General features: G+C 48.1%; 13 protein-coding genes. 10 read left to right on the forward strand and 3 right to left on the reverse strand.

From position 1 onward, the window contains the following. Window positions 1-23 precede the first annotated feature (23 nt). The 4 genes from LU351_RS07035 (at window position 24) to gcvH (ending at window position 4,662) form a co-directional block, all read left to right on the forward strand. Window positions 24-1,097: an extracellular solute-binding protein gene (locus tag LU351_RS07035; protein WP_232593354.1), complete on the forward strand. Its 1,074-nt coding sequence runs from the start codon at window positions 24-26 to the stop codon at window positions 1,095-1,097. A 45-nt stretch (window positions 1,098-1,142) separates the two neighbouring features. Then, window positions 1,143-2,789, forward strand: a complete 1,647-nt coding sequence (locus tag LU351_RS07040; protein WP_232593355.1) for an ABC transporter permease — start codon at window positions 1,143-1,145, stop codon at window positions 2,787-2,789. 230 nt (window positions 2,790-3,019) lie between these two features. Next, the gene (gcvT, locus tag LU351_RS07045) at window positions 3,020-4,126 is read left to right on the forward strand and encodes a glycine cleavage system aminomethyltransferase GcvT (RefSeq protein WP_232593356.1); all 1,107 of its coding nucleotides are present in this window, start codon (window positions 3,020-3,022) and stop codon (window positions 4,124-4,126) included. A 146-nt stretch (window positions 4,127-4,272) separates the two neighbouring features. Beyond that, window positions 4,273-4,662, forward strand: coding sequence for a glycine cleavage system protein GcvH (gene gcvH, locus LU351_RS07050; protein WP_232593357.1), 390 nt, complete (start codon window positions 4,273-4,275; stop codon window positions 4,660-4,662). Window positions 4,663-4,722: 60 nt separating this feature from the next. On the opposite strand, the gene LU351_RS07055 is transcribed toward gcvH, so the two are convergent. Further along, window positions 4,723-5,619: an HDOD domain-containing protein gene (locus LU351_RS07055; RefSeq protein WP_232593358.1), complete on the reverse strand. Its 897-nt coding sequence runs from the start codon at window positions 5,617-5,619 to the stop codon at window positions 4,723-4,725. A gap of 212 nt (window positions 5,620-5,831) precedes the next feature. Between LU351_RS07055 and LU351_RS07060 the strand changes: the two genes are divergently transcribed. Then, window positions 5,832-7,031 carry a class I SAM-dependent rRNA methyltransferase gene (locus LU351_RS07060; protein ID WP_232593359.1) on the forward strand — a complete coding sequence of 400 codons (1,200 nt, stop codon included), beginning with the start codon at window positions 5,832-5,834 and terminating at the stop codon, window positions 7,029-7,031. A 137-nt stretch (window positions 7,032-7,168) separates the two neighbouring features. Here the strand turns inward: LU351_RS07060 and LU351_RS07065 are convergent, their stop codons facing one another. Further along, window positions 7,169-8,452 (reverse strand): imelysin family protein, encoded by a 1,284-nt coding sequence (locus tag LU351_RS07065; RefSeq protein ID WP_232593360.1) that lies wholly within the window; start codon window positions 8,450-8,452, stop codon window positions 7,169-7,171. Between the two features lie 80 nt (window positions 8,453-8,532). After that, on the reverse strand, window positions 8,533-9,186 hold the full coding sequence (locus tag LU351_RS07070) for a histidinol-phosphatase (protein ID WP_232593361.1): 654 nt from the start codon (window positions 9,184-9,186) through the stop codon (window positions 8,533-8,535). 398 nt (window positions 9,187-9,584) lie between these two features. Between LU351_RS07070 and LU351_RS07075 the strand changes: the two genes are divergently transcribed. The 5 genes from LU351_RS07075 (at window position 9,585) to LU351_RS07095 (ending at window position 14,932) form a co-directional block, all read left to right on the forward strand. Then, complete coding sequence (locus LU351_RS07075) at window positions 9,585-10,082, forward strand: RNA pyrophosphohydrolase (protein WP_232593362.1); 498 nt, start codon at window positions 9,585-9,587, stop codon at window positions 10,080-10,082. 90 nt (window positions 10,083-10,172) lie between these two features. Continuing rightward, the gene (gene ptsP / locus LU351_RS07080; protein ID WP_232593363.1) at window positions 10,173-12,464 is read left to right on the forward strand and encodes a phosphoenolpyruvate--protein phosphotransferase; all 2,292 of its coding nucleotides are present in this window, start codon (window positions 10,173-10,175) and stop codon (window positions 12,462-12,464) included. A gap of 90 nt (window positions 12,465-12,554) precedes the next feature. Next, window positions 12,555-13,073 (forward strand): shikimate kinase, encoded by a 519-nt coding sequence (locus LU351_RS07085; RefSeq protein WP_232593364.1) that lies wholly within the window; start codon window positions 12,555-12,557, stop codon window positions 13,071-13,073. A gap of 158 nt (window positions 13,074-13,231) precedes the next feature. Beyond that, window positions 13,232-14,074 (forward strand): prolipoprotein diacylglyceryl transferase, encoded by an 843-nt coding sequence (lgt, locus tag LU351_RS07090; RefSeq protein WP_232593422.1) that lies wholly within the window; start codon window positions 13,232-13,234, stop codon window positions 14,072-14,074. Between the two features lie 21 nt (window positions 14,075-14,095). Next, window positions 14,096-14,932, forward strand: coding sequence for a thymidylate synthase (locus LU351_RS07095; protein WP_232593365.1), 837 nt, complete (start codon window positions 14,096-14,098; stop codon window positions 14,930-14,932). Window positions 14,933-15,030 lie beyond the last annotated feature (98 nt).

A 15,030-nucleotide genomic window follows, 5' to 3' on the forward strand; every position in this document is an offset into this window, starting at 1 on the left:
TTTCCTTAAATCATAATTCTTTTATGTCATTCATTTTTCGTGTTGTTGATGTTGCCCGTGCCTTACCGGGCTTATCAAGACGTTTAGTCTCTTTTTTGTTGATGATGTTCATTATGGTCGGAGTTTTATCCGGGTGCTCCAAATCGTCCAATGAAGAAGCCGCCAGCGTCATTACCGTGTACTCCGCCCGTAAAGAACATTTGATCAAACCGATCTTTGAACTCTATACAAAAGAAACGGGAATTGAAGTGCAATACATTACGGATTCGGCCGGGCCATTGTTGGCGCGTTTGAAAGCAGAAGGTGAAAATTCTCCGGCAGATTTGTTCATGACGGTGGATGCGGGTTATTTATGGCAAGCATCTAACGAAGGGGTGTTAGCGGCAATTGATTCATCGATTATTGAAGCAAATGTTCCCGATAGCTTGCGCTCACCTACCCTTGAATGGACGGGGTTATCACAACGTGCAAGAACGATGGTGTACGCCAAAGAGCGCGTTCAACCGGAAGAATTAAGTACTTACGAAGCTTTGGCTGACTCTAAGTGGAAAGGCCGTTTGTGTTTGCGTACCTCAAAAAAAGTCTACAACCAAAGCTTAGTGGCGACCATGATCAAAACCATGGGCGAGGCAAAAACAGAAGCGTTAATTCGTGGCTGGGTAAGTAATTTGGCGACAGAGCCATATTCGAACGATACCAAAGCAATGGAGGCCGTTGCTGCTGGCCAGTGTGATGTCACTATTGTTAATACTTACTACTTTGGCCGCCTGAAGCGTGATGTGCCCGATTTACCGCTGGCGCTATTCTGGCCAAATCAAAATGATCGTGGTGTGCATGTGAATGTTTCTGGGGCGGGAGTCACGCGCCATGCGAAAAACCCAGAGGGCGCCAAAGCCTTGTTGGAGTGGATGACCACACCGGCGGTGCAATCTATGTTTGCAGAGTTGAACCAAGAATACCCCGTTAATCCGGCGGTGAAGGCATCCGAAGAGGTTAGGTCGTGGGGTGATTTTAAGGCCGATACGGTGAATGTTGAAGCAGCCGGTAGCTTGCAAGCTGAGGCGATTAAGCTGATGGACCGTGCGGGGTATCACTAAATATTCCGATGATGCAGGTTTCATCGCCATTACTGGATTTTATTCGTGTCACTGAGTAACGCGGTAAGTTTGCCGCCAGAATTACTGAAGCCGCATCGTGTGCGTTGGTGGGGCCTGCCATTAATTGTGGTGGCGGCGTTAGTCATGCTGCCTTTGGTGGTCATTCTTTTTAGCTGGTTGACTCCTGCACCGGAAGTGTGGGAGCACCTTCTCGAAACCGAATTCCGTCGTCTGATGATCAATACCCTGTCTTTACTATTGGGTGTGGGTATCTGTGTGGCGGTTTTGGGTGTGGGGTTGGCCTGGCTGGTGGCTACGTGTGAGTTCCCAGGGCGTAGGTGGCTGGATTGGAGCTTGGTCTTGCCGTTGGCGATTCCACCTTATGTGTTGGCGTTCATTTTTTTAGGGGTGTTTGGTTACGCAGGCCCTGTACAAACCTTGTGGCGTTCTATTGTCGGTACGGGGGGCACTTTTCCGGATATTCGCTCTACGTGCGGCGTAATTGTGGTGATGGTGCTGGTGTTGTACCCCTACGTGTACATGCTGGCCCGAAATGCGTTTTTATCCCAAGGTCGTGAATTAATGGATGCAGCGCGATTACTGGGTGCCAGCCCTTGGCGAGCCTTTTGGCATGTTGCGTTACCTATGGCTCGCCCTGCGATTGCGGCGGGTACGGCACTGGCCTTAATGGAGACGTTGGCGGATTTTGGGGCGGTATCGGTTTTCAATTTTGATACGTTTACCACTGCTATTTATAAATCTTGGTTTGGTTTTTTCAATTTATCGGCAGCAGCACAGTTGGCGTCGTTGCTGTTGCTGGTCGTATTTCTCGGTTTGTGGGGGGAGAGCAAAGCCCGAGGCCGGGCACGCACCTATCAAACCCCGCCCCGTATTATCGAGCGTTTTGAGTTGACGGGCACTGCGAAATGGGCGGCAACGACGGTGTGCTGTACTGTGTTGTTTGTGGCGTTTGTCATCCCCATCGGGCAGTTGATAATGTGGACGGCAGGGCGTCTGCAGGACGTAGATCATCGTTATTGGTCACTGGTGGCCAGAACATTGGCGCTTGGTGCATCCGCAGCCACTTTGGCAAGTCTGCTTGCTTTGTTGGTGGCCTTTGGAAGGCGACAGCTGAAAGAGGCTCCATGGCAGCGTGCGGCTGTGCGCGTGGCGTCGCTGGGGTATGCGTTGCCTGGGTCGGTGTTGGCGGTGGGGATTATGCTGGCCTTTGCGTTTATCGATCAACAACTGATTAACCCACTTCAAGCGTTACTTGGCTTACCACCGAAGCAATGGCTATTGGGGAGTTTGGCGGCTCTTATTTTGGCTTATATTGTGCGGTTTTTCTCCGTGGCTTATGGGCCTGTTCAATCCAGTCTTGAGAAAATCCGACCCAGCTTCCAGGAAGCGGCTCATACCCTTGGTGCAAATCAATGGCAGGTATTGTGTCGTGTTTACTTACCTTTGCTTCGGCCCGGGCTGTTGTCAGCAGGGCTGTTGGTGCTGGTGGATACCATGAAAGAAATGCCCGCCACGCTCTTGATGAGGCCATTTGGGTGGGACACTTTAGCCGTGCGAGTGTATGAAATGACGGCCGAAGGGGAGTGGGAGCGTGCTGCATTGCCGGCATTGACTTTGGTATTGATCAGTTTGATTCCGGTTCTCTCGATCATGAGAGGTAGCCGTCGTTAATCGTTAATACTGTGTTTTTTGCGTATTTCTTGGTGCACAGTTGATTGTTGGCCTATTAAATTGCAAATTTCCGAGATAAAAAAACCGTCGCCTCTTTTACTATTGAATAAACACGCTAGAATTCGCGCCGTTTTTCATCCGTTCTGGAAACTTATTTCGTACACGATGCTTTAGAGAGATCCAGAGCCAAACCCGACTAACCGTCGGCCACTGAAATTAACGAGATGTCTATGGGTAATAAAACTTCGCTCTACACCGTGCACACCGAAATGTCAGCCAAAATCGTCGATTTTGGTGGGTGGGATATGCCGATCAACTATGGTTCGCAAATTGAAGAACATAAAGCTGTTCGTAACGATGCAGGCATGTTTGATGTGTCTCATATGACGGTAGTTGATGTGACTGGTACCGACGCTAAAGCTTATTTGCAATATTTGCTGGCCAATGATGTTGACAAAATTACGACAAAGGTTGGCAAAGCGCTTTACACGGCTATGCTCAATGACAATGGTGGGGTCATTGATGACTTGATCGTTTATCACATGGGCGACTGGTTCCGTTTGGTGGTGAATTGCGCGACCCGTGAAAAAGACCTCGCTTGGATGAATGATCGTATTGGTCAGTTTGAGGTGGAGCTTAACGAGCGCCCCGAATTTTCCATGTTGGCTGTGCAAGGGCCCAACGCGATTGAAAAAACCATTTCTGTGCTTGGTGAACAAGCCGGCGAACTAATCAAGCCTTTGGGTGTGTTTTCTGGCGTAGAGCTATCGGGTGATCAAGAAGGTTGGTTGGCGGCTCGTACCGGTTATACCGGTGAGGATGGCTTAGAAATTATTCTTCCTGAAGCGGCTGCGCCGGATTTCTGGAAGGCGTTGGCGGCAGCCGGTGTGGCCCCCTGTGGTTTAGGTGCTCGTGATACGTTACGACTCGAAGCGGGTATGAATTTGTACGGCAATGATATGGATGAGACGGTATCGCCGTTGGTATCCAACATGGCCTGGAGCGTGGCTTGGGCACCGGCTGATCGTGAGTTTATTGGTCGTAAAGCGCTCGAAGCAGAGAAGAGCGCAGGCGTAGAGAAAAAATTAGCGGGCTTGGTGTTACGTCAAAAAGGGGTTTTGCGTGCGCATCAAACTGTCTTGGACAGTGAAGGCAACCCTTGTGGTGAAATTACCAGTGGTTCTTTTTCACCGACGTTGGGGTTATCGATTGCGTTGGCTCGTATTCCGAAATCACTTTCTGGATCGTGTTTTGTGGAGGTGCGTGGCAAACAGGTGCCTGTCAGTGTGGTTAAGCCCAGTTTTGTCCGCAGTGGTAAATCGTTACTGGGTGACTAATCGTTATTGGGTGACTAATTGAGCCAAAAAGAGTTTTAGAGTTTTAAGAAAGCAAATCCTAAAAATGGCAATTAACAGCCATTTTTTTAGAAATCCAAAATAAAGTAAGTAAGAGTTTTAGAAAATTAAGAGTTGAGGAAAACAGCATGAGTGAACTTCGCAGCGAGCTAAAGTATTTACCTTCACACGAATGGGTGCGCGTGGAGGAAGATGGTACCGTAACGATTGGTATTACGGATCATGCACAAGAGAGCTTGGGTGATGTGGTGTATGTTGAAACCCCTGAGGTGGGCAGTAACGTTTCTGCCGGTGAAGAAGCGGGTGTTGTGGAGTCTGTGAAAGCCGCTTCGGATATTTATTCGCCTATCACGGGTGAAGTGGTTGCCGTTAATGAGGCTTTAGAAGACGCTCCAGAAACCGTTAATGGCTCGCCTTATGATGATGGCTGGTTTTTCCGCGTGAAGCCTGAAGACTTGTCGGAGTTGGATGGTGCGCTGGATATGGATGGCTACAAAGCGGCGATCGAAGAAGAGTAAAGCGCGCTTTTAGCGGGGCCGACTGATCTGGCTCCGCTTTCACATCCAACAAACTTCACATCAAACAAACTGCGAAACCCCAATTCCCATTTCATTAATGCTTTGGCTTAGTGTGGTGAAGTCGTATTCGCTCATGCCGACGTAAAGTAAGACCGCCTCTTGAATCCGCTGCCACTCGTAGTCTTCTGACGTGTCTCCCAGAATACGATGCAGGCCGCATATGTGTTCTGCCATTTTTAAAATGGCCAACAAGGTTTTCTTTTGATGATCTTCATTATCGTTATCAATAATTTTTTCGACTTGGTGGTGCTCGTGAATGGCTCGCGTAATGTGATTGGGTAAATTCCAAGAGCGGCCCACGTAATAGCCGACCACCGCATGGTTGGTATTGAGTTGTTTATTTTCCACAGCCGTGATGATGTGGTCTGGATCTTGGTAGGCGTGATGCACTACTTCCATATAGTTGTCAAAGCGCATCATCAGTAAAGGGATACCACAATTGTGGAACAGCCCCAGAGTATAGGCCTCGTCTGGTGAGAAAAAGCCAATTTGCTTGGCAATGGCGGCGGATGCCATGGCGACTTCCATGGCGCTATCCCAAAAGCGGCCCATAGCAACGATGTTATCGTCAGAAAGTTCCCCGCGAATCGACAATCCATTCACCAAATTAACGACACTGTTAATGCCCAGCAAATTGACCGCTTGTTTGACAGAGGTGATCTTGTTTGACAAGCCTAAAAACGGCGAGTTGACGGTTTTGATGACACTACCGGCGAGTCCAACATCTTGGCTGATCAGCTTTGCGATATTTTGCAATGAGCAGTTCGGCGAGAGTTGCTCCATTTGCAGATCCACCATGATTTGAGGTTGTGGTGGTACTGTAATCCCTTGCAAAACAAATTTTATTTGTTCGTCAGTGAGGTCTGTGCCCATTGTGGGATGCTCGTTGGTAGTCATTGATCTGTTTTTTGTAGTGAATGTGTTGTTGTAACCGAGCAACTAAACGATAGGTAAGGCGCTTAGTACGGCAGATTGGTATAGAAAAAGCGTCTTGATGACGTTGAGTTTAGCCGGAAAATTTGAACAGTGGCCAAGTATGACGACAAGAGTATAATCCGCAGCCTTTACTTACCCCCTTGTTCCCTCCTATCCATTACTTTGGAGCTCCTATGACTTCGTCGTCAATACCAATACTGCAACTTAAGCCTCGTGCTGATCGCCGCTTAAAAAAAGGTCATTTGTGGGTTTACTCCAATGAGGTGGATACAGAGGCAACCCCCTTTAAAACATTAACGCCCGGTCAGCAGGTTACGGTAGTCGGTGATAAAAATAAGGTGTTAGGCATTGCAACGTTAAATCCGCAAGGCTTGATATGTGCTCGTATGGTGAGTCGACAAGGTGGTGTCTTTTTAGATAAGTCGCTATTGGTTCATCGGATTAAACAAGCACTAGGCCTGAGAGAGCGATGTTTTGATCAGCCCTATTACCGTTTGGTGTATGGGGATTCGGATTTATTGCCGGGCCTTGTGGTTGACCGCTTTGGTGATGTCTTGGTAGTGCAAATTGCCACCGCCGGTATGGAGGCGGTTAAAGATGAAATTATTCTTGCCTTGGAACAATGCTTGCGGCCTAAAGGCATACTGTTGCGTAATGATCACAGTGCTCGAAGCTTGGAAAACTTGCCTCTAGAGCAACAGATTATTGGAGACGTACCTGAAGCGGTGGCGCTGGTGGAAAACGGTGCTCAGTTTTTAGCACCTATTCAGACGGGCCAGAAAACCGGGTGGTTTTACGATCACCGCCCAAACCGAGAGTTATTGCAGCGTTACAGTAAAGGCTTACGGGTGTTGGATGTCTTTTCCTACATTGGTGGATGGGGCGTGCAAGCTGCCGTGGCCGGTGCCAGCGAAGTGGTGTGTGTGGATGCGTCAGCCGATGCTATGGAGTGGGTGGGAGAAAATGCCTGTTTGAATGGCGTTGAAGACAAGGTACAAGGCGTGCAAGGGAAAGCGTTAGATGTGCTCAAAGCTTTGATCGCCGAAGGGGAAAAGTTTGATGTGGTGGTGCTGGACCCTCCGGCTTTTATCAAACGCAAAAAAGACCAAAAGTCAGGTGAGTCGGCTTATTATCATCATAATGAGTTGGCAATGCGTTTGTTAGGCCGCGATGGACTACTGGTGTCGGCGTCTTGCTCAATGCATTTAGGAAAAGACACGTTAGTGGATTTGGTTCGAGCGGGCGGTCGTCATTTAGAGCGGCATGTTCAGGTACTGCATCAAGGTGGGCAAGGTGTGGATCATCCAGTACACCCTGCCATTCCAGAAACAGACTACATTAAATCGCTTTTTGCTCGGGTGTATTTACCCTAAGTTTTAGGGCGGAGGCGTGAAAGGGCGCACGACGCTGAACAGCGATGCTGAATTCATGCTACCGAATAGTTGGTAGCGAATAGTTGGTAGCTAATAGTTGGTAGCGAATTGTTGGTAGCCAATTGTTGGTGATGAATTTAGTAAGCGCCTCCACCTTGGTGGGGCAGTGGTGGCATATCTTGCAACGCGATGTGTATATCTTGGCAGAGAGACACCAGCCTTTTATTCAGCGCTTCATCTCTCCAAGGCCAGTCTTGAGGGTGTGGCTGGTCTTTTTGGCGTTCCCGAAGCTGTTTCACCATTTGGTTGGCTTTATCCATTGAGCTATTGAGTTGCAATAGCGAGTCAGGTGTTAGTACCGCTTTGCCCAGCCCAGAATCTAAGTATGTGGATTTTAGTACGCTGAGTTGTTGCGCAAAGAGGTCTGCCCCCAAGTTTGCGAAGCGATTTTGTTTGAATTCTTCCGGTAGCTGGCTGGTGGAAGTCGTGTCGCTCGTGAGTGCGGTTGCAATGGCGACTTGTTCAGGTAGGTCGCTTGCAACCAGTGGCGGATATTCGCCAGTGGCGCTGATCCAGGGTTGTAGCACGTATTGGTTCCAGTAAGTTTGCCCCGCACCGTGCCAAATCTGTAATCGAGCCAAGGGTTGCAGTTGTTCGAGTTGTAATCGCAGTACTGCTTGCCAAGCAGCCTCTAACGCGGAGGCATCGTCAGCAAGCATCTGAGCGGAAAGCCGAATGTATTCTCGACGCCGGTTTTCAGGCAAGTCGACCACACGCAGGCCTGACGCCTCCATTTCTTTCGGCAGTGAGCGTTTTACGAAATCATCCAAGGTTCTTGGCGTGTCTCCCCAGATTAAAAACTCCAGCGCGTGTATTCCCAGTGCGATATCGCTTTTATCGGTGAGGCCATGTTGTTCCCGTAAATGGGTGGCGTTGAGGGGTAAGGAGATGTCGTTCACGATGCCGCTTTGTTCATAGACTCCAAAACGATCAATAAAACCTGGCTGGATGGGTTCGGCATCCAGATTAAAGCGATGGCTCTCGAGCGCGCCAAACAGGGCTGGGCTGGTATCAGCCAAGGCAAATAAAATATTCGCTCGGGTCAAATCCCGGTGGGCGCTACCCCACGCAGATTTCAACTCAGCGAGGGATTCGTTGGTGGGATTTTTGGCGAAGTGGTGGGCTTTTTCAGAGAGTGCCTGTGAAGTGGCAGATACAGCAACCACTAAAGCGGTGGCCAGTGCCTGTAGGTTTTCTGCACTTTGGGTATCGGCCTCTGTGGTTTCAGCTGGCGGTGGCGTCACGATATTGGGGGCGGGGGGCTCGGGCTCACTGCACCCGGCTATAATAAAAGTGACTAACAGCAGTTTACCCAAGAATGACAGGTGTTGGCGTTGCGACCAGGCGGTGTTCACATGCATTAGAAAGACCTTTTGTTAAACAGGCTAGTATTCATTGGGTAGAAACGTGTTGACTTGAGCTTTCTATTAATAAGCAGGTATCAGCGCAAGCTGATGATTGGCCATTGATTGGCCTCGGCATGGGCAGATAAACGTTCATCCGGGTCGACGGCAACGGGATTTTCTACCTTCGCTAATAGGGGAATATCGTTAGCGGAATCGCTGTAGAAAAAACTGCCTTCTAGGTTGCCTTCATACGCCTTCAACCATTCATTCAGACGTGTCACTTTTCCCTCTTGAAAGCAAGGAGTGCCTGCGACGCAGCCGGTGTAGCGACCGTTGTTGATTTCAGCGGTGGTGGCTAACAGGTTGGGAATATTCAACCATTGGGCGATGGGGGTGGTGATGAAATCGTTGGTTGCGGTAATAATCAATAGGTCGTCGCCATTGTGCCGGTGCTTTTCGATGAGTGCTCTCGCCTTTGGGAGCTCAAGAGGGTGAATCTTCTCTTTCATAAACGCCACTCTTAGGTTCTCTAATTCTTCTGGGGCGATGCGTGAAAGTGGCTTTAATGCAAAGCCCAGGTATTCATGAATATCTAGAGTGCCGTTTTGATATTCACGATAAAAGCGATCATTTGCTTCTTTATAGATGTCTGGTGAAACGAAATTTCGTTCAACAAGGAACTCCCCCCAGCTATGGTCACTGTCGCCGCCAATCAAAGTATTGTCTAAGTCAAATATCGCTAAACTCACAGGGTATCTCTCTTGAATTGATTTCACATTATGTGTGTTTCGGGGTTTGAAGCGGTGGTCAGTATGGCCTTTAGCTCGAACGGCCAGCTTACCGATCCATGTAAGATGCCTCAATCATATTTTGGGCGAGAGTGTTTGAGCATCAATTAATGGTGGCTTGCATTCAGTGCGACAAAAGCGCGCAGTTGATCAAACCCCTCCACATTCTGATTAAATCTGGGGGCGTTACCACCTCAGTGGCGTGTAACACTTGTTAAACCATCACTTTTAGGATAGAAGGTTCTAAAAACACACTTCCTTAGGCAAGAGTTGTTGCTTCTTGGCCGTGATGGCCAACACGCTTGTGGGATGACACTAGAATAATGATCTAAAGAGAAACGGTGCTGTAGGAGGCGGTCTTGATTGATGCTGATGGGTTTAGGCCGAATGTTGGAATTATATTAACCAATCGGGACGGACAATTGCTGTGGGCGCGGCGTATCAATGGCCAAGATGCTTGGCAGTTTCCACAGGGTGGGATAAATGAAAATGAATCACCCAAAGAGGCGCTGTTTAGAGAGCTGCATGAAGAAGTGGGTTTAACGGCGTCAGATGTGGAAGTTGTTGGGTGCACACGAGGTTGGTTGCGTTATCGTTTGCCAAAGCGTTTAGTCCGTAAGGGTTCTGATCCAGTGTGTGTTGGGCAGAAACAAAAATGGTTTTTGCTAAAGCTGGTGAGTGATGATAGCTGTATCGATTTATCCTGTACGGGGCACGCAGAGTTTGATCAATGGCGCTGGGTAAGCTATTGGTATCCATTAGGAAAAGTGGTGGCGTTTAAGCGCGATGTTTATCGCCGAGCTTTAAAAGAGCTTTCTCGTTATCACAGTCAATTAGAGGTTGCTCGGGGTTTGTAGCTGCCTCTGTGTTATACGGCTACATTATGGCAAGAGTCATTGTTTTGTCGTCACTGACTTTCTTTAACGACGCTTAGGTTTTCTAGATTTATGTTGCACTCATTGAGAACGATTGTCCAAGAAGTGAACGCTGCCAGGGATTTACACTCGGCGCTGGACATTATTGTCGATCGAGTGCGCGAGGCCATGAATACTCAGGTGTGTTCTATCTACCTTCGGGACACAAAAAACGATTATGTATTAATGGCTACAAAGGGGCTTCGGCCTGAATCTGTGGGTGTTGTGCGAATGCGGCACAATGAAGGGTTAGTTGGCTGGGTGGTGTCTAGAGAGGAGCCTATTAATTTAGAAAATGCTGCCCGCCATCCAAGATATCAGTATTTTCCTGAGACCGGAGAAGAGCGTTACCAAACTTTTCTCGGTGCCCCCATTATTCATCACCGACAAGTCTTGGGGGTGTTGGTTGTTCAGCAGATGGAGAATCGTCGCTTCGATGAAAGTGAAGAGGCATTCTTAGTCACTATGTCAGCACAGTTGGCCGGCGTTATTGCTCATGCAGAAGCGACGGGTATGCTCAAAGCGATCGGCCATCATACGCAGGAAGCCCGTTTTTTTGGTGTTTCGGGTGCAGCCGGTGTTGCTTTGGGAACCGCCGTGGTGGTGGCGCCTATTTCGGATCTTCGAGCGGTTCCCTACGAAGCCTGTAGCGATATTGACGCAGAAATTCGATTCTTCAATCACGGTTTAGCTTTGGCTCGTGACGATATCAAACGCATAGGCAGTGAGCTGAAAGATCGCTTGAACCGAGAGGAGCAAGCACTTTTTGATGCTTATTTGGCTATGTTGGACGATGCCTCTCTTGGTGGGGAGGTTATCGAGCGGATTCGCCAAGGGGCATGTGCCGCTTTTGCCTGGGCGGAGGTGATCCTTGAGCATGAAGCCACCTTCGCCAGTATGAAAGACCCTTACTTACGTGAGCGAGCGGCAGATCTGCGGGATCTTGGCCGGCGGGTATTGAGTCACTTACAAGCGACAGAGAATGAGACTCGGCAATACCCCGATAATACAATACTCATCAGTGAAGAGTTGACGGCTTCCATGTTGGGTGAGGTGCCACCTGGAAAGCTTGCAGGTTTGGTGTCAGTACAAGGCTCTTCGAATTCTCATGTTGCCATTCTTGCCCGCGCCATGGACATTCCCACTGTGATGGGTGCAGTGGATTTACCCTACACCCGTTTGGGGCAGCGCAATATTGTGGTGGATGGATATCGAGGGGTGGTGGTAACAGATCCCTCTGAAGAATTGAGCCGTCAATATCAGAGTATTGTTGCTGAAGAGCAGGCGCTAGTCAGAGGATTAGAAGCGCTCAAAGATCTGCCTTGTGAAACATTGGATAAGCATCGAATTTCACTGTGGGTCAACACTGGTTTAATGGCTGATGTCATGCGCTCGCTGGAGCGTGGTGCAGAAGGGGTTGGTTTGTATCGAACCGAAGTGCCTTTTTTGTTGCGAGATCGCTTTCCTTCCGAAGAAGAACAGCGTCAAATCTATCGTGAGCAGCTCAAAGCGTTTCACCCTCATCCGGTTACGATGCGGACATTGGACGTCGGCGGAGACAAAGCGTTACCGTACTTTCCCATCGAGGAGGCGAACCCTTTTCTTGGATGGCGTGGTATACGAGTTACCTTGGATCACCCTGAAATCTTCTTAGCTCAAGTAAGGGCGATGCTGAAAGCCAGTGAAAAGCTGGATAATTTGCGCATCATGCTGCCGATGATTTCAAGTATTGCGGAATTAGAGGCAGCACAGGTGCTGATTTATCGTGCATATCATGAGTTATTGGAAGAGGGTTTCCAAATTACTTTGCCGCCGATCGGTGTCATGATTGAAGTTCCTGCGGCGGTCTATCAAGCCCGAGAGTTGGCAGCCCGGGTAGATTTCCTTTCGGTGGGCAGCAATGATTTGACGCAGTACTTGTTGGCGGTAGATCGTAACAATGCACGTGTTGCTGATTTATACGAATCATTACACCCGGCGGTTTTACGTGCTTTGAGTGACATTGTGAGCCAGGCTCATATGGAGGGCACGCCGGTCAGTATTTGTGGAGAGCTAGCGGGCGATCCAGGAGCTGCTATGTTGCTGGTCGCCATGGGGTATGATGTGCTGTCGATGAGCGCCACGAATTTACCCAAGGTGAAGTCTGCATTGCGAGCGGTGACTTTGGAGGATGCTGAGACGTTGCTAGAGAGAGTTAAGGCGATGCCAGACGCTTCTGGTGTGAATCATTGTGTTCAGGAGGCCTTACGTGCCGCAGGCATTGCGAAGTTACTGAGACCCTCTATTAATGACACCTTGTTACCCAGCGAATTGCCCAATGAATGAAGTATTCAGCGAAACCTTGTGTGGTAAGGCCTGAGCAGTGAGTACGACTACTTATGGCGGTAAAATTGAAGTATTGGCGAAGGATTTGATGTGACGACGTATCAGAAAAATATTGTTCTTGTTGGTATGCCGGGTTCTGGCAAGAGTACTCTTGGGGTTTTGTTGGCGAAAGAGTTGGGGTTAGAGTTCGTTGATACGGATTTATTAATCCAGGTACGAGAAGGGCAGACTCTGCAAGAAATTTTGGATCAAAACGATTACTTATTTTTAAGAGCGGTAGAAGAGTCCGTCTTGCTTGAAGTGGATTGTGCAGAGCCTAAAAAGGTCATCGCCACTGGTGGCAGTGCGGTATACAGCGATTCTGGTATGCGCTATCTAAAGCAGCACAGCGTGGTTATTTATTTGAATGTTGGAATCGAAGAATTACGTCGCCGCATTCATAACTATGATGCACGTGGGATTGCTCGTAGGCCTGACCAGTCTTTTGAATCATTGTTAGAAGAACGGGATGCTTTATATAAAAAGTATGCGGATATCACCCTAACGGCAGAAACATTAATGCCTTCTGAGTGTGTAGACCGTTTGATTCAATTGATTTCCAATGTCTAAAACCTGATCAGTTTGCTGTTTATTTTTGTCTTACATGGTAAGCAGATACTTGATTTGAATAACACAGCTATCAGCCCGCCACAATTCGTGTATGATGCCTGCCCAAGCGTGGTTCAACCACAAAGTAGATCTAATGTAGGTGCCCTCCAAGGAATCTCATTTTGCAATATCCAGCGATAGACCCTGTTGCTTTCAGTCTTGGGCCGTTAACCGTTCATTGGTACGGCATTATGTACTTGCTTGGCTTCGCGGCGGCTTGGTTGCTTGCCATGCATCGAGCGGCTAAGCCTTGGTCCCCTGTTACCCGTGCCCAAGTTGAAGACCTTATTATGTGGAGTGCGTTTGGCGTAGTCTTGGGGGGGCGTCTTGGGTATGTATTCTTCTATCAGTTTGAACGTTTTCTTGAAGACCCGTTGTGGTTATTTCGCATATGGGAAGGTGGAATGGCCTTTCATGGCGGAATGCTGGGGGTCATCCTAGCTATTTTCTTATATTCATTAAAAATAAACGTTCGGTTCTTGCGTTTAATGGACTTCGTTGCGCCTTTAGTGCCTTTAGGCTTAGGCTTTGGTCGAATTGGTAATTTTATTGGGCAGGAACTGTGGGGGCGTCAAACAGATGTATCTTGGGCCATGGTTTTTCCAAAAGACCCAGAACAATTGGCTCGTCACCCATCTCAGTTATATCAAGCAACTCTCGAGGGGTTGGCCCTTTTCCTTATATTACTTTGGTATTCACGTAAGCCTCGTGCTGCCGGTACGGTTGGCGCGTTGTTTTTAATTTTTTATGGTAGTTTCCGCTTCCTTGTAGAGTTTTTCCGAGAGCCTGATAGTCATATCGGTTTCGATTTGATGGGCTGGATGACCCGAGGGCAGTTATTAAGCACACCAATGATACTTGCAGGGTTGGTGCTTTTTGTTGTTTTTTGGTGGAGAGAGTCTCGCGCTGCAAAGCAGGAGATACCCACTAAAAAGCCTGTTCAAGCGGAAGCTACAGAGTAAAAGCCGTTTTTGAGGAAAATAATGAAGCAATATCTGGATTTAATGCGCTATGTTCGTGACCATGGTACGTTCAAAGGTGATCGCACTGGGACGGGAACGAAAAGTGTTTTTGGTTATCAGATGAGATTCGACCTTCAAGATGGCTTTCCTTTGGTTACCACAAAGAAGTGTCACTTACGCTCAATCATCCATGAGTTGTTATGGTTTCTAAAAGGTGAAACTAATATTGCCTATTTGCAAGAGAATGGAGTATCTATCTGGAACGAATGGGCCAGTGATGAAGGTGATTTAGGTCCTGTTTATGGTTATCAGTGGCGCAGCTGGGGTAATGCGGACAGAGGCCATACGATTGATCAAATAGCAATGGTTGTTGATCAAATTAAAGCTACTCCAAATTCACGGCGTTTGATCGTATCAGCGTGGAATCCAACGGATTTACCTGATGAGTGTCTCACACCGCAAGAAAATGTAGCCGCCGGCAAAATGGCACTGGCACCTTGTCATACACTTTTCCAGTATTATGTTTCCGAGGGAAAGCTGTCGTGCCAGTTATACCAACGTAGTGCAGATATTTTCCTTGGTGTACCTTTTAATATCGCATCCTATGCTTTACTCACGATGATGATGGCACAAGTAACTGGCTTGGAGCCAGGCGATTTTATCCATACTTTTGGTGATGCACATTTGTACTCAAATCATTATGAGCAAGTTGAAGAGCAGCTTTCAAGAGAGCCTAGGGCTTTACCATCGGTTAAGATTAATCCTGGCGTAAAAGATATCTTTGAATTTACTTACGAAGATTTCTCTATTGAGAATTACAACCCGTATCCTCATATCCCCGCTCCGGTGGCAGTTTGAAAAGTATATTAGCTTCTCATCCACAATTTTTAATGTGTGGTGTTAAGTTTGTGCGGCATAGTACATTTCGTACGTCTATGTGGTGTTATGAGGTGGAA

The organism is Marinibactrum halimedae (genome assembly GCF_021234875.1).
GTDB lineage: Bacteria > Pseudomonadota > Gammaproteobacteria > Pseudomonadales > Cellvibrionaceae > Marinibactrum > Marinibactrum halimedae.